The sequence below is a fragment of the Rahnella inusitata genome (assembly GCF_965118895.1).
Lineage (GTDB): Bacteria > Pseudomonadota > Gammaproteobacteria > Enterobacterales > Enterobacteriaceae > Rahnella > Rahnella inusitata_A.
The window spans coordinates 61,229-83,843 of record NZ_CBCPJJ010000011.1; the positions used below are offsets into that span (position 1 = coordinate 61,229).

Here is a 22,615-nt window from a genome sequence, read left to right on the forward strand (position 1 = left end):
GTTACGGAACGTCGTAGCCCAGCGCTGCTTTACGAATACGGAACCACTGCTGGCGGGTCATTTCCAGTGACAACGATTTATACGCAGATTTAACACGCTCGATTTTACCGGACCCGATGATCGGCAACGGCTCTGACGGCAGACGCATAATCCACGCATAGACTACCTGCTCGATATTCTCGGCCCCCATTTCATTCGCCACGGTCTGAAGTTCATCGCGCAGCGGCTGGAATTCGGCATCGCTGAAAAGACGCCCACCACCCAGACACGACCACGCCATCGGTTTGATGCGCAGCTGCTGGCAGAGATCTAACGTACCGTCGAGGATAGCAGGCTGATGGATCGGGGAAATCTCAACCTGATTAGTCACCAGCGTGAAAGGCAGGCGCGACTGCAGCAGACTAAACTGCGCAGGCGTGAAGTTAGAGACGCCGAAGTGTTTCACTTTGCCACTTTTATGCAGCTGTGTGAAAGCTTCAGCCACTTCGTCAGCATCCATCAGCGGATCCGGGCGGTGGATCAACAGTAAATCCAGATGATCGGTATGCAGATTGCTCAGGGATTTTTCTGCACGCTGAATGATGTACTGCGTATCCGTAATGTAGTGGCCGATTTTGTTTTCAGGATCGGCGGTGGTCGCAATCCCGCATTTGCTGACCAGCTGCATTTGATCACGCAGCGCAGGCTTCAGGCGCAATGCTTCGCCGAAGGCCGCTTCGCACTGATACCCACCGTAGATATCGGCGTGATCAGCGGTCGTGATGCCCAGCTCTATATGTTGCTCCATGAACGTCAAAAGCTGCTGCGGTGTCATGTCCCATTCCATCAGACGCCAGTAGCCACAAATCAGCGTTGAGAAAACCGGGCCTTGCGGCGATATAGGAGTACGTGGATCCATGATGATTTCCTTATTTTTGGTATTTTCGACCCACAGAATACACAACGACCGGCGCGCTGTATTGATGCTGACAGGAAGAATGAACAGGAAGTGAAACGGGAATGCCCGCTTTGGTGATTAAAAAAGCTCAGGCTGTTCAGGCAGAGGCTCATCCGGTAATTTTCCGGCACGCTGCTGACGCAATAAGCGTTGCTGGCATAAACGCAGCACGTGGCGTTTCTCGGTATCGGTCATTTTAATCCAGCCAAAACGCTCATCGCGGCTGCGCTGGCAACCACGACAATAGCCCCGCTCATCGGCCTGACAAATGCCACGGCACGGGCTGGGGATTTCAAAGAACTCGAGCTGTTGAGCCACATACCCTCCGCAATTAACGGTGAGCTTTCATTCAAGACGTTTTCTCGCCATCCCGCAAGGTGATTTATAAAAAGGCACCTTGCGCGTAGTCAGAGACGGGGCAGATACGTTAAAAAGTACCCATATAACTAAGGTCGTATGATGCAGAGCACTTTTCTTCACCTCATACCGATCGATCCATTAACCTCGGAGTTACTGAAATGACTAAGCTTTTCTCCCCGATTGTTGTCGGTAAAAACACGTTACCGAACCGCGTCTTTATGGCTCCCCTGACCCGTCTGCGCAGCATTGAACCGGGTGATATCCCGACGCCGCTGATGGGCGAGTATTACGCACAGCGCCACAGTTCCGGCCTTATCATCACAGAAGCGACGCAAGTTTCCTTCCAGGCCAAAGGTTACGCGGGCGCCCCGGGTTTGCACACGCCGGAACAGGTTGCTGCGTGGAAGAAAATCGTTGCGGGTGTTCATGATAAAAACGGGCACATCGCCGTTCAGCTGTGGCACACCGGCCGCATCTCACACAACAGTGTTCAGCCAGATAACCAGACGCCAGTTTCAGCATCCGCTGTAAACCCAAACACCCGCACCAGCCTGCGTGATGAGCAAGGCAACGCTATCCGCGTCGACTGCCCGACGCCGCGTGCGCTGGAACTGAGTGAGATCCCAGGTATCATTAATGATTTCCGTCAGTCCGCCGCGTATTCCGCAGAAGCCGGTTTCGATTACATTGAGCTGCACGCGGCACACGGCTATCTGCTGCACCAGTTCATGTCTCCGGCTTCTAACTTGCGTGAAGACCAGTACGGCGGCAGCATCGAGAACCGTACCCGCCTGACGCTGGAAGTGGTTGATGCTGCGATTGAAGCAATCGGCGCAGAGCGCGTGGGGATCCGCATTTCCCCACTGGGTCCGTTCAACGGTCTGGATAACGGTGAAGATCAGGTGCAGGCAGCCATCTATCTGCTGGACGAACTGAACAAACGCAAACTGGCCTATCTGCATATTTCCGAACCTGACTGGGCCGGCGGCAAACCATACACCACAGAGTTGCGTGAAGTGATCCGTGCGCATTATCAGGGCGTCATTGTAGGTGCCGGTGCTTACACCGCGGAAAAAGGCGAAGAGCTGATCGAAAAAGGGTATATCGACGCCGTTGCCTTTGGCCGCAGCTATATCGCAAACCCGGATCTGGTCGAGCGTCTGAAATCTCATGCCCCGCTTAATGAACCAAAACCAGAAACCTTCTACGGCGGCGACGCTCAGGGTTATACGGATTACCCAACGCTGTAACCGTTTAAACCAGTAGTCTCCATCAGCAGGCGACCGATACCCTCCGGTCGCCTTTTTTTGTTCAGAGTTTCAACACCTGTTCTGTGTTTTACAGACAAAACCGCCTCTATCGGTTAGGCTGAACCTGATTATTCTCATCCTGCAAATAAAAGAGGAACCTATGCGTTTACTCCATACCATGCTTCGCGTCGGCGATCTGCAACGTGCTATCAGCTTTTACACTGACGTTTTAGGTATGCGTTTGCTGCGTACCAGCGAAAATACCGAATACAAATATTCTCTGGCGTTTGTCGGTTACACCGATGAAAGCGAAGGCGCAGTCATTGAGCTGACCTACAACTGGGGCGTTGATAGCTATGACCTCGGCACTGCCTACGGTCACATCGCATTAGGCGTCGATAACGTGGCACAAACCTGCGACGACATCCGCAACGCCGGTGGCAAAGTCACCCGTGAGGCGGGCCCGGTTAAAGGCGGCTCCACCATTATTGCGTTTGTGGAAGATCCAGACGGTTATAAAATCGAGCTGATCGAATCCAAACATGCAGGTCAGGGTCTGGGCAACTGATACGTTGCTAACTGGCTTCAGGGCGCGAAAGCGCCCTTTTTATTGCCCGCTTTATTGCCGAATGTTTACCTCACGCCTGCAAGTGGCGGCAAAATTTGTCATAATGTGCGCTGAATTCGATGAAGATAAGAAACTAATGGCCGAGAATAGTGACATTAACGCGCTGAAAGGCCGTTTCCGTGGTTTTTATCCCGTAGTGATCGACGTAGAAACTGCCGGATTTAACGCCAAAACTGATGCGCTGCTGGAAATTGCGGCAATCACGCTGAAAATGGATGAAGACGGCTGGCTGGAAAGCGACGAGACCGTACATTTCCACGTTGAGCCGTTTGAAGGCTCCATTCTGGTGCCCGAGGCGCTGGCTTTTAACGGGATTGACCCAACCAATCCGCTGCGCGGTGCGGTCAGTGAATACGATGCTCTGCATGAGATATTCAAAGTCATCCGTAAAGGGATGAAAGAGCAGAATTGCAACCGGGCGATCATCGTGGCGCACAACGCCAATTTCGATCACAGCTTCCTGATGGCCGCTGCCGAACGCGCCGGATTGAAACGTAACCCGTTCCATCCCTTTGCCACGTTTGATACCGCCGCATTAAGCGGGCTGGTTCTTGGGCAGACCGTGCTGGCAAAGGCCTGTATCAGCGCGGGCATGGTTTTCGACAGCAGTCAGGCGCATTCTGCCCTGTATGACACCGAACGCACCGCAGAACTGTTCTGTGAGCTGGTGAACCGCTGGAAACGTTTAGGTGGCTGGCCCCTGGCGATGAACGCCGAAGAGCTTGAAGATGAAACCGCATCGGAAGAAAATCAGCAGTAACAGTTTTAATCGGTGCGAATCCAGCCAGTATAAAAACAAAAAGAGCGACGCAATGTCGCTCTTTTCACTTTCATTCACCACCGCTCAGGCAGCCAATGACTTCTGCTGATTACTCTTCAGATTCAGAAGATTTATATTTCTCAGCCGTTTCTTTGATCAGCTGTTGCAGTTCGCCGCGCTGATACATCTCAATGACGATGTCGCAGCCGCCGACCAGTTCACCATCCACCCACAGTTGTGGGAACGTTGGCCAGTTGGCAAACTTAGGCATTTCTGCGCGGATGTCCGGGTTCTGCAAGATATCAACGTACGCGAAGCGTTCGCCACAGGCAGACAACGCCTGCACAGCTTGTGCAGAAAAACCGCAGCTTGGCAGTTTTGGAGAACCTTTCATGTACAGCAGAATCGGGTTTTCAGAAACTTGCTTCTGAATTTTTTCAATAGTTGGAGTGGTCATTTCTTGCTTCCTCAAGCCGGTACAGGCTGTCACGGTCATTACTCTTCACGCGCAGCACTCAAAAACGGTGCTGAATCACACTACCCTCTATTGTAACGATGGCAGCAGTCAGATAAAAACGCCATTTTTTGCAGGGTCTTTCTCAATACTGGCATTTTATTTCACTATTTTTGGTGCCTGCGTTAGGGCTCACAAAATAAAAGATTCATGGAGAATAACATTTTTGCCGGCCGGGTTAACACCGGATTTGCAATTCACCATGGTTTCACTCAAATATTAACATACTGAAAAGTGGTCATTTTTTTAACTAAAAATGGCGTTTATTTCAGCATAAAAAAAGCTATTAACTTTTTCTCACAATATGATCTAGAATCGAGGCAATTCGTGCTGTTTTGTCTGGTTCTTTTAGGCAATACTCTGACATCTCTGATGTTTAACCTAACCACTCATGGTAACGAAGCTATGCGCTTACTGTTCACGCTTTTTGTGCTGCTCTTTACCCAGCTATTTTTGAATATAGCCCAGGCCTCACCGCAGACCCGCGTTACGGCCGATCAGAAAAAGAGTCACGTTAATCAGGTCACCCCTGAAGAACGCCGAAAGCGAAAAACGGTAGCGGCCAAAACCACTAAAAAAACTAAAGTGGCACCGGTTAAAGAACAACAGAGCCACGAAAAGAATGCGAAGAAAAGAGTCAAAAGCACAGAGTTGGTGAAGCGAAAAACCTCTTCAGAAAAAACCCTAAAAACGACACGGGCCGCAACCCAGGCTGAGAGCAAAAAAGAAAAAACACTCAAGACCACGCGGGCCGAAAGCAAAGCCGATAAGAAATCTAAAACCCGGGCTCTGGCAAAAAACACCACGACGAAGGCCAGCAGGAAAGAACCTTATGGTCGACACCGCAAAGGTAAAAAGTTAGTTGAAGAAGACAGTAAGCCGATTACATTAAGTGCGACGCATAAGAAACGTTATCAACATGCGCAGCAAACAGCGATGACAAAGCTGATGCATCAGGTTGGCAAGCCTTATCGCTGGGGTGGTACCTCACCTAATACCGGATTCGATTGCAGTGGTTTAGTTTATTACGCGTACAAAGATTTGATTCGCATTAAGATGCCGCGCACGGCCAACGAAATGTACCACCTGCGCGACGCAGCGCCGGTAAAACGCGGCGAGCTGGAATCGGGCGATCTGGTGTTCTTTAGAATCAATAACCGCGGAGCCGCGGACCATGTCGGGGTTTACGTCGGCAACGGCAAATTTATTCAGTCTCCGCGTACCGGTGAAGACATCAAAATCACCTCTCTGGGCGATGATTACTGGCAAGACCATTACGTAGGCGCACGTCGGGTAATGACCCCGAAAACGATCCGATAATAAACAGTTCGTTAAGTCTGAAGTTTCGCTAATCAGCCATTGAATAGCATTTAACGAAGCGTTTCTGCAGGAAAGAGTATCGGCGCTAAAGGTCACTGCGTAAAATTGAAAAGGGCGATTCCTGTAACAGGTAATCGCCCTTTTTATTGCCTGACTTGCGCGTCTTTTAGTTCATCACTGCGGTGAAGCTGAAAGCGACAATCACAAGCAAAGCGCAAACCGTGGTGATTAATGACAATTTTAGATTGCGGTCCATAAAACCCCCTTACAGATCAATTGTGGCGCTTCATTTAGCCACACTAAATGTGTGCCAACGCATTTTCTCATACTTCACGTCTAAAATCCCGCGTTGATTCATGCCCGATAACCTACAATAACACTTCCACTTTCCTGCAATATAAGAGAAAATTGTCGGTTACCACGCCTGTGTGCCGGTCGATTTCTCCCGAGGGCGCTTTACGCCTCACTCTGACGAACTCACCCAACGATTTCACTGCCTTTTTATTAGCTCGCAGTGAAATCCACGCAAGCAAACGATTAACATAATGCTAACGTGCTGAAACACGTGAGTTCAGGAGTCATTCCTTACATGGCAACGATTAAAGATGTCGCAAAGCGCGCTGGCGTTTCCACCACAACCGTGTCGCACGTCATCAATAAAACACGTTTCGTCGCCGAAGACACTAAAGCCGCGGTTCTGCTGGCCATCAAAGACTTGCACTACTCGCCAAGCGCCGTCGCACGCAGCCTGAAGGTCAATAACACTAAAACGATCGGCCTGCTGGCGACCTCGAGCGAAGCGCCCTATTTTGCAGAAGTGATTGAAGCCGTGGAAAACAGTTGCTTCTCCAAAGGCTATACGTTGATTTTGTGTAATTCACACAACAATCTGGATAAGCAACAGGCATATCTGGCGATGCTGGCACAAAAACGTGTCGATGGTTTGCTGGTGATGTGTGCGGAATATCCTGATGAACTGCTGAACATGCTGGAAGAATACCGGTCAATCCCAATGGTCGTCATGGACTGGGGCGAAGCGCGTAAAAACTTCACCGACAGCATTATCGATAATGCGTTTGAAGGTGGTTACATGGCCGGACGCTATCTGATTGAACGTGGTCATCGCGATATCGGCGTGATCCCAGGGCAGCTGGCGCGTAACACCGGCGGTGGCCGCTTTCAGGGTTTTGTGAAAGCGCTGACGGAAGCCAATATTCCTTTGCGTGAAGAATGGGTAGTTCAGGGTGATTTCGAACCAGAGTCAGGTTACCAGGCGATGCAGAAAATCCTGATGCAAAAACAACGCCCGACCGCCGTTTTCTGTGGCGGCGACGTCATGGCGATGGGCGCGATTTGTGCAGCCGATGAGTTTGGTTTGCGCGTTCCTCAAGACATTTCCGTTATCGGATATGATAACGTTCGCAATGCCCGTTACTTCTCACCTGCGCTGACAACGGTGCATCAGCCGAAAGAGCGCCTGGGCGAAATGGCCTTCACGATGTTGCTGGATCGCATCGTCAGTAAGCGTGAAGAATCGCAGACCATCGAGGTACATCCGAAACTGGTAGAACGCCGCTCGGTGGCTGACGGGCCGTACCGTGACTATCGCCGTTAATATTTGCCTGTAATAACTGATGTTAATACCTTATTGCGCCTGCACTTGCAGGCGTTTTTCCGCTACGAGCACGTTAATTTAAAGTGAATCACGTTAATTTAAAGTGAATATTGTTTAAGGAAAATCAGGTTTTCCCTTTTTAATTATTATATGAATTCATTTGCCATGCGCATTAATTCACTGCAATTGATAATCAACCATAATATTATACCCGTGAGTTATTTGTAAAACATAAATGATATAAAAACATTTTGAGGTGATGTTTCATTATACATTTCAAATGAATAGGTATTATATATCACCCGCCTAAACAGGCCCTAACAATCATAACTTCACTTCCCAATAAGGTTCAATTAATATCTTGCGTCTTTTAAAAGGAAGTAGGGAAATTTAATGGAATGGAAGCCAAGTTTACTGGCAACACTGATCTCTTGCGCTATTTTCAATACTCATGCAGGAATAATGCGTGACGATGTCTCGGTACAAGACTACCGGGACTTCGCTGAAAACAAGGGTAAATATACCCCCGGAGCAGAAAATATAGAAGTATTTAAACTGGATGGAACATCTGCGGACATATTGAATTTCCCAATACCTGATTTAAGTTCTACGGATGATTACGCCACGGGAACACTCGTAGCGCCGTCCTATATCGTCAGCGTTGCGCACAATACCAAGTTCACATCGAGCAAGTTCGGCAATGGCGCCAAATACGCTTACAGCTATAAATTTATTGCCAGAAATGATGATCCAGGATATTTCCAGTATCAGCAGCGTCTGAGCAGCGATGATGAAGGCATTAATTCGTGGCAAGGCAATGCGGGTATCAGAGTGACGTTCTAATAGAACATTCACCAAGTAAGTAAAACTCCATCCCGTAAAGAGATGGAGTTTTATTTTCTAATCGCGCAGCCATTCGCTGTTCATCGTTTGTGTATCGCCCATATATTCCAGCAACCAGGCCAGCGATGGCGACGCGTTACTTTGATCCCACGTCAGGCAGCACGGGCTGTCCGGGAATCTGTTCTCCAGCGTGAGAATCTGCAATTTTTGTTGTTCAATCCACGGCATAACGCGATGAACCGGCATCATACCCACGCATAACCCCTCAGTCAGACACTCCAGCGCACAGGTCCAGTCAGGCACCACCAGACGCCGTTGGTTATCCAGCGTCCAGGTATCGCGCTTGGGTAAAGTCCGCGAGGTATCCTCCAGACACAGCGCCGGATAAGGGCGCAGCTGTTCGTCATTTAGCGCACCGGTATGTTGCGCCAGCGGATGCTGCGGACTGACCACACAGTGCCAGTCCATAAACCCCATATCGCGGAAACTAAAACGCCCGCCAACCGGAACGGCGCGCGTTGCACCGATAGCGACGTCCGCACGGCCATCCACAAGCGCATCCCAGACGCCATTAAACACTTCAGAATGGATAATCAGTTCGGTATCAGGGAAATGCCGGTAAAAATCTAATACCAGACGGCGAGTTCTGGCCGGTTTAACAATCCTGTCCACCGCCACACGCAGTTCGCCGCGCCAGCCGTTGGCAACCTGCTGACATTGACGCCGCGTGGCTATCATTTTTTTTGTCAGAATCCGCGCTTCATCAACAAAAACCTTCCCTGCAGGAGTCAGCACCACATCCCGATGCCGCCGTTCAAACAGCGGAACGGCCAGCCATTGCTCGAGCTGACGGACAGTGTAGCTGATAGCAGAAGGCACGCGGTGAAGATCTTGCGCCGCGGCGCTGAAACTGCCGGTTCGTGCTACTGCATCCACAACGTCAAGTGCATATTCGGACCACATCAGTTAGCCTTCAATTTTTTTGATAGCAGACTGCAAATATTAGCGTTTCACAAGACTGTTATCAAAGCGTTAAACTCCGCATCCGAACCTATTTCTGCGCCAAATCATCTGCAATAAACACATTAATGAGACAAAAATGAAACCCTCCTTTGGATTTATGCTCTATCTCGCTGGATTGAGCATGCTCGGCTTTTTAGCCACCGATATGTATTTGCCTGCGTTTAGCGCAATGCAAACCAGCCTGATGACCAGTCCGGGCATGATCAGCGCCAGCCTGAGTATCTTCCTTGGCGGTTTCGCTGTCGGACAACTGCTCTGGGGGCCGCTCTCCGATCGTATAGGGCGTAAACCGGTGCTGTTGATTGGCCTGACGCTGTTTGCCATCGGCTGTCTTGGTATTTTGTGGGTGGAAAATGTCCGAGCGCTTCTGGCGCTGCGTTTCTTACAGGCGATGGGAGTTTGTGCCGCCGCTGTCACCTGGCAGGCGATCGTTGTTGACCGTTTCTCTGCGGACGTGGCGAAGAAAACGTTCGCCAGTATCATGCCGCTGGTGGCACTTTCCCCTGCGCTGGCCCCGCTGCTGGGTGCATGGGTACTGAATCATTTTGACTGGGAAGCCATTTTCGCCCTGCTGACGGTGGTTGCGGTGCTTCTTGTCATCACTACGCTCACTTTGCGTGAAAACCAGCCCGCTGAGCATCCGCCTGAAAGCAAAGCCGGTTTCGGTACCTTACTGAAATCCCGCGTTTTTACCGGCAACGTGATGATTTATGCCGCCTGCTCTGCCGGTTTCTTCGCCTGGCTGACCGGCTCTCCGTTTATTTTAAGCGATATGGGTTACTCACCAGCGGTCATCGGCCTGAGTTACGTACCTCAAACGATCGCCTTCTTGCTGGGTGGTTTTGGTTGCCGGATGCTGATCAGTAAACTGGATGGGAATAAAATTCTGCCATGGTTATTGGCGGGATACTGCCTGAGCGTGGTTTGGCTTTTCGTTATCGCGATGTTCACCGATGCCGGGTTGGTGAGCTTGTTGATTCCCTTCTGTCTCATGGCTTTGGTTAATGGCGCAATCTATCCAATTGTTGTCGCAAATGCATTAATGCCATTTCCTGCTAATACAGGCAAAGCTGCCGCGTTGCAAAATACGCTTCAGTTAGGCTTGTGTTTTCTCGCCAGTCTGTCGGTTTCCGCATTTATTGCGCAACCGCTGATGGCGACAGTTACCACCATGCTGTCTACAATAGTGTTGGTAGTTTTGGGTCGCTGGCTGTCACAACGGCAGGTGAAACAGCAGGAAGCAGTGGAAGAGACCTCGCAGGAAGCCAAAGCATAGCATACTCACCGATCGCGATAATGACCTTTAGTTACAATCACTTAAAGGTCATTAACATCCAACGCGATTAACTATTGAGAATGCATGCGGTCGAGCCTATACTCAATAAAACCTCTAAAAATAACACTTTTACAATACTTTTATTACAAGCTTTTGTGTGCCACGCGGAGTGCGTCACACTATTATTTCAAGGATGATTGACCTGCAACCCTTTTGGCTTGTGGGTGTTCTTCTAAATTTCCTCTGTTGGTGTCGAATATCGGACGAGGCGCTGAGTCGTCTGTTCTCATAAAGACCTGCAAATAGCCTTTGCTTTTCCCGGCAGGTTAATAAGTCAGAAGAGAAAGTGATGGAGAAGCTATGAGTTCATCGTGTATAGAAGATCAAAGCATTCAGGATAATCAGTGGTATCGAATCGTCAGCGAAATGTTATCTTCCGCGGACATCCAGATTAATGGCAGTCGCCCTTTTGACCTTAAAGTAAAAAACACTGACTTCTTTAAGCGTGTTTTGCAGGAAGGTTCGCTGGGTTTGGGTGAAAGCTATATGGACGGCTGGTGGGAATGTGAACGTCTGGATATCTTTTTTCAGCGCGTTCTGCGAGCCGGTTTAGAAGATAAACTTCCCCGCCATTTTAAAGACACACTTCGCATCGCAGCAGCACGTATTCTGAATTTGCAATCACGCAAGCGCGCGTGGATTGTGGGTAAAGAGCACTACGATCTGGGCAATGATTTATTCACACTCATGCTCGACCCTTATATGCAATATTCCTGCGGCTACTGGAAAGAAGCCACTACCCTCGAAGAAGCGCAGGAAGCTAAACTCAAAATGATCTGCGATAAGCTGCAATTAAAACCGGGCCTGCGTCTGCTGGATATTGGATGCGGCTGGGGCGGATTATCTGAGTATGCGGCGCGCCATTATGGCGTCAGCGTGGTGGGCGTGACGATTTCGGCCGAACAACAAAAACTGGCACAGGATAGGTGTGAAGGGCTGGATGTCACCATTCTTTTGCAGGATTATCGTGATTTAAACGATCAGTTTGACCGCGTTGTTTCCGTCGGGATGTTTGAGCACGTGGGCCCTAAGAACTACCAGACCTATTTCAACGTGGCGAAACGCAATATCAAACCGGACGGTATTTTCCTGCTGCACACCATCGGCTCAAATAAGACCGATCTGAGCGTGGATCCGTGGATTGATAAATATATCTTTCCCAACGGCTGTCTGCCTTCTATTCAACAGATTGCGCACACCAGTGAATCCCATTTTGTAATGGAAGACTGGCACAATATCGGTGCCGATTATGACCGCACACTGATGGCGTGGCACGAACGCTTCCAGCTGCACTGGCCGCAACTGGCCGAGCGCTATGGTGACCGTTTCCACCGGATGTTCACCTATTATCTTAATGCCTGCGCCGGTGCTTTCCGCGCGCGCGACATTCAGTTGTGGCAGGTCGTCTTCAGCCCGCAGGGTGTAGACGGCGGTCTTCGCGTTCCGCGTTAATCACGGCAAAAATCACGCATAAAAAAACCGGACAGCGTGTTGTGTCCGGTTTTTCTATATCTTAACAACGGCGAAAAGGGTTTATTCCGCTTTTTCGATCATCGCCTTTGCAGTGGCAATCGCCGCTTCACGGCTTTCTAATACACGCTCTACCGTATCGACAATCGCCTGAGTTTGCGGATCAATTTCGATATTAATTTTATCCCCCAGACGCTTAGTGCCTAATGTCGTGCGCTGTAGCGTTTCAGGAATTAAATGCACGCAGAAACGGGTGCGGGTCACTTCGCCGATGGTCAGACTAATACCGTCGATGCCGATATAACCTTTGTGTAATACATATTTCATCAAATCTTCATGAGGCATCCGGAACCAGATTTGACGATTATTTTCTGATGTCAGAATTTTGGCGACTTCTGCGGTACAGATAATATGGCCCGACATTAAATGGCCGCCGATCTCATCATTAAATCGCGCAGCGCGTTCAAGATTGACCTGATCGCCGACGTTTAAATCGCCGAGATTGGTCAGACGGAGCGTTTCTTTCATCAGGTCAAAGCTGACCAGGTCGCCCTGCACCTCCGTTACCGTCAGGCAGCAGCCATTGTGCGATACAGACGCACCGAGCTGGAGGTTATCCAGCATATCCTCTGGCATGCGAACAATATGGGTACGGAAATTCGGTTTTTCGTCAATCGACACTACCGTTCCGGTTCCCTGAACAATTCCGGTAAACATAGCCCTTTCCTCAATGCTGAATTCTGTTGTATTAAGACAACGCTGACGTCAGTTTGCCGCAGATTTAATTGAAAGCCAAATCTGCACGGCACAAATAGCACTGCCTGATCGGATAACATTATTTAACCGGCCATTAACAGCATCGTTTGCTTAAAAAAAAGGAAGCGGTACAATCTTCGGGCTATTCTCTCGTCTTTAATGCCACCTGACGTGGCGTTTTTTCATCCAATATAATCAAGAATAAAGGTGTATCTGTGCAGAAGTACCTTGCAGAAGCGCGAGTCTTATTAGCGCTTGCCATCCCGGTCATCCTCGCGCAAATAGCCCAGACGTCAATGGGCGTGGTGGACACGATAATGGCCGGCTCCGTCAGTGCAACGGACATGGCCGCCGTCGCCGTCGGGACCTCCATCTGGTTACCGGCTATTTTATTCGGACACGGCTTATTACTGTCGCTGACCCCGACGATTGCGCATCTCAATGGTGCAGGCCGCCGGGATAAAATCGGTCATCAGGTACAACAAGGGTTCTGGCTGGCCTCAGGGGTTTCCGTGTTGATCATCGCCGTCCTGTATCACTGTGATCAGATTATCGGCCTGATGCATAACATCGATCCGCAACTGAAAGAAAAAGCAGTCGGCTATTTACGCGCAATTATGTGGGGCGCGCCGGGCTATTTATTCTTCCAGGTGCTGCGCGATCAGTGTGAAGGCTTGTCGAAAACGAAGCCAGGCATGGTCTTTGGTTTCATCGGCCTGCTGGTGAACATACCTGTGAACTACATTTTTATTTACGGTAAGTTCGGTGCGCCCGCGCTTGGCGGTGTCGGTTGTGGTGTCGCAACGGGCACAGTGTATTGGGTTATGTTCTTTATGATGCGCTTTTACGTACGTCGTAATTACACGATGCGCGATATCATTCCAGCAACGCGCTTCGCCAAACCCGACTGGCCAACATTACGCCGCCTGACTCAGCTCGGTATGCCAATTGCGCTGGCGTTGTTCTTTGAAGTGACATTGTTTGCCATCGTCGCGCTGCTGGTTTCACCACTGGGGATTGTGGCAGTGGCCAGCCACCAGATTGCACTGAACGTGGGCTCTCTGATGTTTGTAGTCCCACTGTCGCTCGGCGTGGCCGCGACGATCCGCGTCGGTTCGCAATTGGGGAAATCATCGGTGGACGGTGCCAAAGTGGCAGCATATACCAGTATCTTCACCGGAATTCTCATGGCATGTTGTACGGCTTCGACGGCTATTCTCTTTCGTGAACATATTGCCGCACTCTATAACGACAGCCCTGAAGTCGTGATGCTGGCTTCCCATCTTCTGATATTCGCGGCTTTGTTCCAGATTTCAGATGCAGTTCAGGTCATCGGCAGCGGCATTCTTCGCGGCTATAAAGATACGCGTTCTATCTTCTATATTACGTTTGTCGCCTACTGGGTGCTGGGATTGCCGGTCGGATACATGCTCGGGCTGACCGATTTCCTTGTGCCAAGGATGGGGCCGAGCGGCTTCTGGTGCGGATTCATTCTGGGGCTGACGTTTGCCGCCGTGATGATGACGTTCCGTATGCGCTGGCTACAGAAGCAGCCTTCATTCACGATTTTGCAAAAAGCTGGCCGATAGTTTTAAAGCTGGCCGATAGTTTTACCGGCCACGCGCGATGAATGATTCATCGCGCGTGGCCTTTTCTCCCCAATGACGGCGGTTATGTCTAAAAAAACAACGCAATGCGCATAAGCTCGTCAGTCGCGAACAATATGTAAGAAAAATGTCTTTTTTCCCTTGCCAGCCTTCAGAGACGTCGTTAATATTCGTCCCCGTCGCCAACACTGGCTGACAAGAAAGAAAACGATGCGTCCGTAGCTCAGTTGGTTAGAGCACCACCTTGACATGGTGGGGGTCGGTGGTTCGAGTCCACTCGGACGCACCAATTTCTTTGCTGTACCGTTGCATAATGTGCGTCCGTAGCTCAGTTGGTTAGAGCACCACCTTGACATGGTGGGGGTCGGTGGTTCGAGTCCACTCGGACGCACCAGCAACTCTTCTTAATATCTCGCCTTTCCTCTGATGTACTTTTCTGATTTAAACACCTTTATTCCGCAGTGTTTTTTACAACTGTTCCCTGCTGCGTTTTACCAACAGACTCAGTACACCCTTAGCCTTTTTATTGGCTTATTTCGTCTTTGTAGCATTTTCGAAAGTCACGTAACGAAACTGTTATGCCAGTGATTTCCCCGCTGCCCGCTTTGGATATTTGCGCAACAACGCTCAGTCATCTGCCCTAAGCTTGCGCATTATCACGTTTTTTATTTGGTTTCCCACCTCGTTCCCCTCTATAATACGCATCGTCTCTTCGATTGAATGGTTTCAGCCCCTTGATCTGTCGATATCGCACTTATATAAGCGTGACCACTCCCGTAGCGATCTTAAATCGCACTAATCGCTATGCTTTGGCTGAACTAACTACACCATTCCTTTCACAGTCTTCTACGCTTAGTAATGATTTGATCAACCAGGCAAGACTTCAATTTCGTGCGGGCAGCCATGCTGTCAGGCAAACACGTTTCCAATCCATCACAACTTGTAGATAAAATCGTCATGAAAAAGACCAAAATTGTTTGTACCATCGGACCAAAAACTGAATCCGAAGAAATGCTAACCAAACTGCTTGATGCAGGCATGAACGTAATGCGTCTGAACTTCTCTCACGGTGATTACGAAGAGCACGGTCAACGCATTAAGAACATCCGCAACGTGATGGCTGCGACTGGCCACAAAGCAGCTATCCTGCTGGACACCAAAGGTCCTGAAATCCGCACCATGAAACTGGAAGGCGGCAAAGATGCTGCGCTGGTTGCGGGCCAGACCTACACTTTCACCACCGACCAGAGCGTGATTGGTAATACTGAACGTGTTGCTGTGACCTACGCTGGCTTTGCTGCAGACCTGAAAATCGGTAACACCATTCTGGTGGACGATGGCCTGATCGGCATGGAAGTGACTAACGTCACCGAAACCGAAGTGACCTGTAAAGTTCTGAACAACGGTGATCTGGGCGAAAACAAAGGCGTTAACCTGCCTGGCGTTTCTATCGCATTGCCAGCACTGGCTGAGAAAGATAAACGTGACCTGATCTTCGGTTGTGAGCAAGGCGTTGACTTCGTTGCGGCCTCCTTTATCCGTAAACGTTCTGACGTTCTGGAAATCCGCGAACACCTGAAAATCCATGGTGGCGAGCACATCCAGATCATCTCCAAAATTGAAAACCAGGAAGGCCTGAACAACTTCGACGAAATCCTCGAAGCTTCAGACGGCATCATGGTTGCCCGTGGTGACCTCGGCGTTGAAATCCCGGTTGAAGAAGTTATCTTCGCGCAGAAGATGATGATCGAAAAATGTAACCGTGCACGCAAAGTGGTGATCACCGCAACGCAAATGCTCGATTCCATGATCAAAAACCCGCGCCCTACCCGCGCAGAAGCTGGTGACGTCGCTAACGCCATCATCGACGGTACAGATGCCGTGATGCTGTCTGGCGAAAGTGCTAAAGGTAAATACCCGCTGGAAGCGGTGACGATCATGGCCACCATTTGTGCCCGTACCGACCGCGTTATGCAAAGCCGCATCGATGGTCAGAATGACAACCGCAAACTGCGTATTACTGAAGCAGTCTGCCGTGGCGCAGTAGAAACAGCCGAAAAACTGGATGCTCCGTTGATCGTTGTTGCAACCAGCGGTGGTAAATCTGCTAAAGCTGTGCGTAAATACTTCCCGCACGCGACTATCCTGGCTCTGACCACTAACGAAATCACTGCACGTCAGTTAATCCTGACCAAAGGCGTTGTGACTCAACTGGTGAAAGAAATTGCCTCTACTGATGATTTCTATCGCATTGGTAAAGAAGCGGCGATTGAAAGCGGTTTAGCGCAAAAAGGTGATATCGTAGTGATGGTTTCTGGCGCACTGGTTCAGAGCGGCACTACCAATACTTCTTCGGTGCACGTTGTTTAATTAAAAACGTGACCCAGAGCATGAATAAACGCTGCATACTGCGGCGTTTATTTTTCGAAAAGCCTCTTTTTTCTTAAAAAGTGCAGAAAACAGAATGCGTGAGATTGGGATAAGTCCCATGGAATACAGCTGTTTTCCCAGCAATTTTTAACTTTTTCGTAAAAAAAGATGCTTCTTTGAGCTAACGATCAAAATATAGCGTTTACCGACAAAAAATTATTCTCATTAGAAAATAGTTTGTGTAATACTTGTAACGCTACATGGAGATTAACTTAATCTAGAGGGTTTTATAATGAATCGCACTAAACTGGTACTGGGCGCTGTAATCCTGGCTTCAACTATGCTGGCTGGTTGTTCAAGCAACGCTAAAATCGATCAACTGTCTTCAGACGTTTCTACTCTGAACTCTAAAGTTGACCAACTGAGCAACGACGTGAACGCAATGCGTTCTGACGTTCAGGCAGCTAAAGACGACGCAGCACGTGCTAACCAACGTCTTGACAACCAAGCTCACGCTTACAAGAAGTAATATTTACTTCTCTAGTTCAATGGCGCACTCAGTGCGCCATTTTTTTTACCTGTCATCCTCCCCCCGCATTTATGTCATTCATCCCCGCTTCTTTCTGATTTGTTTCTACATAACCTTTTCGTGATCCCCCCCTAAAAGCACTCTCCGTCTCTCGCCAGAGCTTTGGCCATAAAAAAGGAGCCATGATGGCTCCTTTGAGAGAAAACGCTTCTGAATGGTTTCTGTAACCTTTATTGCGTACTTGCGGTATTCACTGCTGGTTGTGTGGCTGCTGCGGTCTGCGGTTCGTTGACAGCCGGAGGCGTCCCCGTTGCTTTATCACCGACGCTTACGACCACAGGCATACCTGAACGCCGCTTGATGGCTTCTTTTACCACCTCGGTATTCGTGTCGTCATGCTTGATGAATTTCTTCATTGCCGCAGTCAGAGCAATCGGCTTGGTCTGCGGATCATCTTTTTCGGTGTGCGACAGTGGCTGATGAACTTCGATATAGCGTTTACCATCGGGTTCAATGTCATATTTAATCGGCTGATTGACGATTTGTACACGTGTCCCTTTAGGCACGCTGTTAAACAACGCCTCGATGTCATCAGGGCGCAAACGGATACAACCGGAGCTCACGCGCATCCCGATACCAAAGTTAGCGTTTGTCCCGTGGATCAGGTACTGCCCTGTCCCTGCTGACAAACGCATGGCAAACAGCCCCATCGGGTTTTCCGGCCCGGCTGGTACCATGCCAGGCAGCTTAATGCCGTCTTTCAGGTAAGCTTTACGAATATTGGCTGTAGGCGTCCAGGTCGGATTGGGGATTTTCTGGCTTACAGACGTGACCATCTCTGGGGTGTTACGACCCAGCTGGCCGATACCAATAGGATAGACGACGACTTTATCTTCGCCTTTTGGATAGTAGTACAAACGCAATTCCGCGAGGTTGACCACAATACCTTCACGCTTAGTGTCAGGTAACAGCATTTGCGAAGGGATTGTCAGCACGGTGCCGGCTTTCGGTAAATAAGGATCGGTTCCCGGGTTAGCTTCCAGCATAGCAATCAGGCCAATTTGATATTTGGCGGCTACGGCTTCAAGCGGCTGACCGTCGTTTGGCACCACATAAGTCGTGTTTTCGCCAATCAGGCGGCTATTATCCGGCGGCAGAGGATATTCTGCTGCACTTGCGGTCAGGGAGTGCGTTGCCATCATTGTGCCAACTAACATCGCCAGAAGGGGTAATGCGCGTCTCATACTCAGTCCTTTTTTGGCCTGAACTCAGACAATCTGAGGCCAGACAATTATCTTGTTTGTTAATACTAGCAGCGCAGAATTTCAGAGCAATCAAACCGCAGAAAATCAGAAAGTTACCTTATCGTACGGCAGGCGTTAAACGTGGCAAAAGCGAATTTTAAACAGATGAAAAATCAGAAGTAAAACGGAATGAAGCGAGGGGAAAATCAAAAAAGGCTTTGCTCATTAGCAGACGATTCCTAATGAGCAAAGCGGTCAGTCAGTGGTTAAGCAAGCGCCGCAGCATTCGCGCGGATGGACCGGATCATTGCTTCCAGCCCCTGCGAGCGTGAAGGCGTCAGATGCTGGCTGAGTTCCAGTTCGGTGAAGAACGGACGCACATCCAGCTCTACCACATCACGCGGCGTCAGCCCCTGATAGAGACTGAACACGATGGCCACCAAACCTTTTACAATGGCCGCATCGCTGTCGCCTTCGAAAGTCAGTGCGCCGGTTTCATCCGTGCGCATTACAATCCACACCTGACTCTGACAACCAGAAATCAGGTTTTTATCCTGACGATATTCCTCCGGCAGAGCTGGTAACTGGCCGCCGAGCTCAATGACATACAGATACTTTTCTTCCCAGTTCGGACAGCGGGAAAAATTTCTGACTAACTTATTTTTATCTGGCAAAGCCATAACAACATCCTGAGCGGGGTTGCCGGGCTTAACCCAACAACCGGTGAATACGTTGCAGTCCTGCGACCAGACGGTCGACTTCTTCGTGAGTATTGTACATCGCAAGCGACGCACGGCACATCGCCGGAACACCGTAGAAAGACATTAATGGCATCGCACAGTGGTGACCGGTACGGATGGCAATACCGTATTGATCGAGGAAACTGCCCACATCGTAAGCATGGTGTTTGCCCAGATTAAATGCAATAACGCCTGAACGGCTGGCCGGACCGTAAATCTGAATATCCGGTACCTTCGCCATTTGTTCCAGCGCATAGGCCATCAGTTCATTTTCGTAGGCATGGATATTTTCCAGACCCAATTCCGTCACATACTCCATGGCTGCGCCCAGACCCATGATGCCACCGGTATTTGGCGTACCGGCTTCAAAACGCCAGGGTGCTGCTGCGAAGGTGGTACCTTCGGTCAGACTGACGTGTTTGATCATAGATCCGCCGCCTTCCCATGGTGGCATCTGATCGAGCAATTCTTTACGGCCGTACAGAATACCGATGCCGGTTGGCCCGTACAGTTTATGGCCTGACCAGACATAGAAATCGCAACCCAGCGCCTGGACGTCCACGGCGTAATGCATCACTGCCTGCGCGCCATCTACCAGTACGGTCAGACCGGCAGCTTTGGCCTGAGGAATGATTTTTTCCAGCGGATTCACGGTACCCAGCACGTTCGAAACATGCGCCAGCGTCAGCAGTTTCGTACGAGGGGTGATAAGCGCGTCAAGCTGTGAGAGATCAAGCTCACCTTCCGGCGTGAGATGCCAGACGTCGATATGCAGACTGCGCTCTTTCGCCAGCATCTGCCAAGGCACGATATTGGCGTGATGTTCCATTTCGGTCAGAATAATACGATCGCCCGGCTGCAAAAGAACACGGCCAAAAGTATTGGCGACGAGGTTAATGGCCTCCGTGGAACCTTTGACGAAAACAATTTCTTCCGCAGAGGCCGCATTCATGAAATGAGCGGCCTGAGTGCGAACGTTTTCCATCTGCTCAGTCGCTTCTGCGCTCATGGTATGAATGCCACGGTGAACCGCAGCATAACCTTGTTCGAAGAAAGACATTTCACGTTGAATAACCTGACGCGGTTTCTGTGCGCTGGCTGCGCTGTCAAGATATGCCAGCGGCTGGCCGTTAACTTCACGGCTCAGCACAGGGAAATCGCTACGTACTCTTTCCAGTGGAAAAGTCATTACTTACCTCGATTGAGTCGACCCGCAATACGGGCAATCACCACGTCACGCAGGGTTTCATTCTCGATGGCTTCCGTCAGTTCCGCAGCAAATGCAAAGATGATCATTTGCTGTGCATCCTGACCGCTAATACCACGGGTACGCAGATAGAAAAGCTGTTCGTCGTCGATACGACCGACCGTCGCACCGTGGCTGCATTTCACGTCGTCGGCATAAATCTCCAGCTGAGGTTTAGTATCGACCTCAGTGTGTTTGCCCAGCAACAAGTTGTTGTTGGTCATCTTGCCGTCGGTTTTCAGTGCATGCTTCGCCACTTTGATCATGCCGTTGAAGATGGCTTTCGCGCGATCGTTAACGATCACTTTATGCAACTGATTGCTGTTGCAATAACCTTTATTATGTTCCAGATACGTGCGGGTATCCGCAATCTCAGTATCAACCGGCAGAACCAGGCTGTTCATGTTGAGATTGGTGTTCTCGCCGTTCAGCTGCGCACTGGTGTTATTACGGGTCAAACCCGCGCCCAGCAGGAAACTGTGGCTCGCGACACGGGCATCACGACCGATAACCAAATCATTATGCGAGAAGTGGAAGCTCGCCTGGCTTTCAAATGCCAGTTTGTAATGCGTGAAATCAGCATTGTCGCCCACATTTACCGTCATACGCGCACCGGTAAAGTGGCCGTGATCGTTAAGACTCAGGTAATGCTCAATCACTTCAGCATTGGCACCGCTTTCGATAGCCATGTGATAGCGATGATGGACGGTATTCATTTCACGTGACTGATCACGACCACTGCTAATGTGTAACAGATACAGCGGTTTATCCGCCTGCTTACCCGCAGGTAAACGCACAGATAATGGATCCTGCGCCAGACTTTCAGTCAGATGTAAAAAGACTTCAGACTGAATCGGATCAGGCAGCGTTTGCTGAGCCGCCGGATTCAGTTTTTGGATCTCAAATGCGCCCGTTTCAGCATCACTCAGGCTCGCATCGAAACGGCCATCGACGAATACTAAACGGTAGCAATCCACCGGCAGTGCCAGCGATTTCACGGTTTCAGCCGTTACCGCCTGCTGCTGAGGTGCAAAGAACTGATTGCCCAACAGGGAAGAGACCGGTGTATATTTCCAGTCTTCCAGTTTGGCATGCGGAAAACCGAGGCGTAGTACTTGTTGCCAGTGTGCATGGGCGTGAGCAGATTGTTCACCACCGCGGCCTTCAAAAAGACGGTAAAGCTGCTGCATGGCATGTGAACTGCCCGCCGCAGGTACATTACTCTTCGTCGGTAAGCCAGCCATAACCCTGCTCCTCTAACTGTTTAACCAGGCTGAAATCGCCAGATTTTACAATACGTCCCTGATACAGCACGTGCACATAATCAGGCTTGATGTAGTCGAGGATGCGTTGGTAGTGGGTGACAATCACGAATGAACGTTTGCCATCGCGCAGCGCATTGACGCCGTTAGACACAATTTTCAGCGCATCGATGTCCAGACCAGAGTCGGTTTCATCAAGAATGCACAGGCTTGGCTCAAGCGCTGCCATTTGCAGAATATCGTTACGCTTCTTCTCACCGCCGGAGAAACCGACGTTGACGGAACGGGTCAGCAGATCCGCAGGCATTTTCAACATGGCAATCTTCTCTTCAATGAAATCCGCGAAGTCAAAGCGGTCCATCGGAGGCAGATTACGGTATTTACGTACCGCGTTAACCGAAGTTTGCAGGAAGAAATGGTTGGTCACACCCGGGATTTCAACCGGGTATTGGAACGCCATGAACACACCTTCACCCGCGCGGTCTTCCGGCGCGAGATCCAGCAAATCTTTACCATTGAACATTACGGAACCATCAGTCACTTCGTAATCTTCACGGCCAGCCAGCGTCGCGGAGAGTGTACTTTTACCTGAGCCGTTCGGGCCCATGATGGCGTGTACTTCTCCCGGTTTGATCTCCAGATCAAGTCCCTTAAGAATTTCCTTTTCTTCGACACGGACCTTCAAATTCTTGATGCTTAACATACGTATCCTTGAGTTTGCGCCTGCGCGCTCATAATTCTGATTATGCTTTGACTGTGCTGAACTCAAACCTGTCCGCCGCGGCGTCACACCACGCAGCGACGG

Annotated in this window: 22 protein-coding genes and 2 tRNA genes; 13 read left to right on the forward strand and 11 right to left on the reverse strand. The window is 49.9% G+C overall.

Going from position 1 to position 22,615, the window contains the following annotated elements:
• Position 1: 1 nt before the first annotated feature.
• Together ACMHLI_RS12820 and ACMHLI_RS12825 are read right to left on the reverse strand one after the other, a co-directional pair.
• On the reverse strand, positions 2–898 hold the full coding sequence (locus ACMHLI_RS12820; protein WP_413529814.1) for an aldo/keto reductase: 897 nt from the start codon (positions 896–898) through the stop codon (positions 2–4).
• Positions 899–1,015: 117 nt separating this feature from the next.
• Positions 1,016–1,255, reverse strand: coding sequence for a DUF1289 domain-containing protein (locus ACMHLI_RS12825; protein ID WP_112168489.1), 240 nt, complete (start codon positions 1,253–1,255; stop codon positions 1,016–1,018).
• A 200-nt stretch (positions 1,256–1,455) separates the two neighbouring features.
• Between ACMHLI_RS12825 and ACMHLI_RS12830 the strand changes: the two genes are divergently transcribed.
• The 3 genes from ACMHLI_RS12830 (at position 1,456) to rnt (ending at position 3,935) form a co-directional block, all read left to right on the forward strand.
• Positions 1,456–2,547 carry an alkene reductase gene (locus ACMHLI_RS12830; protein ID WP_112168488.1) on the forward strand — a complete coding sequence of 364 codons (1,092 nt, stop codon included), beginning with the start codon at positions 1,456–1,458 and terminating at the stop codon, positions 2,545–2,547.
• A 160-nt stretch (positions 2,548–2,707) separates the two neighbouring features.
• Positions 2,708–3,115 carry a lactoylglutathione lyase gene (gene gloA / locus ACMHLI_RS12835; protein WP_213052384.1) on the forward strand — a complete coding sequence of 136 codons (408 nt, stop codon included), beginning with the start codon at positions 2,708–2,710 and terminating at the stop codon, positions 3,113–3,115.
• A gap of 103 nt (positions 3,116–3,218) precedes the next feature.
• A complete protein-coding gene (gene rnt, locus ACMHLI_RS12840; protein WP_413529815.1) occupies positions 3,219–3,935 on the forward strand; it encodes a ribonuclease T in 717 nt (238 codons plus the stop codon).
• Positions 3,936–4,044: 109 nt separating this feature from the next.
• Here rnt and ACMHLI_RS12845 read toward each other — a convergent pair whose 3' ends face one another.
• On the reverse strand, positions 4,045–4,392 hold the full coding sequence (locus ACMHLI_RS12845) for a Grx4 family monothiol glutaredoxin (protein WP_056773605.1): 348 nt from the start codon (positions 4,390–4,392) through the stop codon (positions 4,045–4,047).
• Positions 4,393–4,854: 462 nt separating this feature from the next.
• On the opposite strand from ACMHLI_RS12845, the gene ACMHLI_RS12850 reads away from it, so the two are divergent.
• Positions 4,855–5,769, forward strand: a complete 915-nt coding sequence (locus ACMHLI_RS12850; protein WP_413529816.1) for a C40 family peptidase — start codon at positions 4,855–4,857, stop codon at positions 5,767–5,769.
• Between the two features lie 166 nt (positions 5,770–5,935).
• Here ACMHLI_RS12850 and ACMHLI_RS12855 read toward each other — a convergent pair whose 3' ends face one another.
• Complete coding sequence (locus ACMHLI_RS12855; protein ID WP_112168485.1) at positions 5,936–6,025, reverse strand: YnhF family membrane protein; 90 nt, start codon at positions 6,023–6,025, stop codon at positions 5,936–5,938.
• 333 nt (positions 6,026–6,358) lie between these two features.
• Between ACMHLI_RS12855 and purR the strand changes: the two genes are divergently transcribed.
• Positions 6,359–7,384: an HTH-type transcriptional repressor PurR gene (gene purR / locus ACMHLI_RS12860; protein ID WP_413529817.1), complete on the forward strand. Its 1,026-nt coding sequence runs from the start codon at positions 6,359–6,361 to the stop codon at positions 7,382–7,384.
• Between the two features lie 393 nt (positions 7,385–7,777).
• Entirely contained in the window at positions 7,778–8,227 is a 450-nt protein-coding gene (locus tag ACMHLI_RS12865) for a S6 family peptidase (RefSeq protein ID WP_413529818.1), read from the forward strand.
• 57 nt (positions 8,228–8,284) lie between these two features.
• Here ACMHLI_RS12865 and punR read toward each other — a convergent pair whose 3' ends face one another.
• Positions 8,285–9,190, reverse strand: a complete 906-nt coding sequence (punR, locus tag ACMHLI_RS12870; protein WP_413529819.1) for a DNA-binding transcriptional activator PunR — start codon at positions 9,188–9,190, stop codon at positions 8,285–8,287.
• Positions 9,191–9,326: 136 nt separating this feature from the next.
• Here punR and punC point away from each other — a divergent pair, with 136 nt between their 5' ends.
• The gene (gene punC / locus ACMHLI_RS12875; RefSeq protein ID WP_413529820.1) at positions 9,327–10,526 is read left to right on the forward strand and encodes a purine nucleoside transporter PunC; all 1,200 of its coding nucleotides are present in this window, start codon (positions 9,327–9,329) and stop codon (positions 10,524–10,526) included.
• A 360-nt stretch (positions 10,527–10,886) separates the two neighbouring features.
• Complete coding sequence (cfa, locus tag ACMHLI_RS12880; RefSeq protein WP_413529821.1) at positions 10,887–12,038, forward strand: cyclopropane fatty acyl phospholipid synthase; 1,152 nt, start codon at positions 10,887–10,889, stop codon at positions 12,036–12,038.
• Positions 12,039–12,119: 81 nt separating this feature from the next.
• On the opposite strand, the gene ACMHLI_RS12885 is transcribed toward cfa, so the two are convergent.
• Positions 12,120–12,773, reverse strand: a complete 654-nt coding sequence (locus ACMHLI_RS12885; RefSeq protein ID WP_413529822.1) for a riboflavin synthase subunit alpha — start codon at positions 12,771–12,773, stop codon at positions 12,120–12,122.
• A 254-nt stretch (positions 12,774–13,027) separates the two neighbouring features.
• On the opposite strand from ACMHLI_RS12885, the gene ACMHLI_RS12890 reads away from it, so the two are divergent.
• The 5 genes from ACMHLI_RS12890 (at position 13,028) to ACMHLI_RS12910 (ending at position 17,318) form a co-directional block, all read left to right on the forward strand.
• Entirely contained in the window at positions 13,028–14,401 is a 1,374-nt protein-coding gene (locus ACMHLI_RS12890) for an MATE family efflux transporter (protein ID WP_413529823.1), read from the forward strand.
• Between the two features lie 230 nt (positions 14,402–14,631).
• Positions 14,632–14,708: transfer RNA gene (locus ACMHLI_RS12895), tRNA-Val, on the forward strand.
• A 28-nt stretch (positions 14,709–14,736) separates the two neighbouring features.
• A tRNA-Val gene (locus ACMHLI_RS12900) sits at positions 14,737–14,813 on the forward strand.
• Between the two features lie 563 nt (positions 14,814–15,376).
• Positions 15,377–16,789 (forward strand): pyruvate kinase PykF, encoded by a 1,413-nt coding sequence (gene pykF, locus ACMHLI_RS12905; protein WP_413529824.1) that lies wholly within the window; start codon positions 15,377–15,379, stop codon positions 16,787–16,789.
• A gap of 292 nt (positions 16,790–17,081) precedes the next feature.
• Entirely contained in the window at positions 17,082–17,318 is a 237-nt protein-coding gene (locus ACMHLI_RS12910; RefSeq protein WP_056773575.1) for a major outer membrane lipoprotein, read from the forward strand.
• Positions 17,319–17,548: 230 nt separating this feature from the next.
• Here the strand turns inward: ACMHLI_RS12910 and ACMHLI_RS12915 are convergent, their stop codons facing one another.
• The 5 genes from ACMHLI_RS12915 to sufC all read right to left on the reverse strand — a co-directional run bounded on the left by ACMHLI_RS12915 (position 17,549) and on the right by sufC (position 22,513).
• Positions 17,549–18,562 carry a L,D-transpeptidase family protein gene (locus tag ACMHLI_RS12915; protein WP_413529825.1) on the reverse strand — a complete coding sequence of 338 codons (1,014 nt, stop codon included), beginning with the start codon at positions 18,560–18,562 and terminating at the stop codon, positions 17,549–17,551.
• A gap of 266 nt (positions 18,563–18,828) precedes the next feature.
• Positions 18,829–19,242 carry a cysteine desulfuration protein SufE gene (sufE, locus tag ACMHLI_RS12920; protein ID WP_413529826.1) on the reverse strand — a complete coding sequence of 138 codons (414 nt, stop codon included), beginning with the start codon at positions 19,240–19,242 and terminating at the stop codon, positions 18,829–18,831.
• 28 nt (positions 19,243–19,270) lie between these two features.
• Positions 19,271–20,491: a cysteine desulfurase SufS gene (gene sufS, locus ACMHLI_RS12925; RefSeq protein ID WP_413529827.1), complete on the reverse strand. Its 1,221-nt coding sequence runs from the start codon at positions 20,489–20,491 to the stop codon at positions 19,271–19,273.
• Complete coding sequence (gene sufD, locus ACMHLI_RS12930; RefSeq protein ID WP_413529828.1) at positions 20,491–21,792, reverse strand: Fe-S cluster assembly protein SufD; 1,302 nt, start codon at positions 21,790–21,792, stop codon at positions 20,491–20,493. Before sufD ends, sufS begins: the two co-directional genes overlap by 1 nt.
• A complete protein-coding gene (gene sufC / locus ACMHLI_RS12935; protein ID WP_413529829.1) occupies positions 21,767–22,513 on the reverse strand; it encodes a Fe-S cluster assembly ATPase SufC in 747 nt (248 codons plus the stop codon). Before sufC ends, sufD begins: the two co-directional genes overlap by 26 nt.
• Positions 22,514–22,615: the final 102 nt, after the last annotated feature.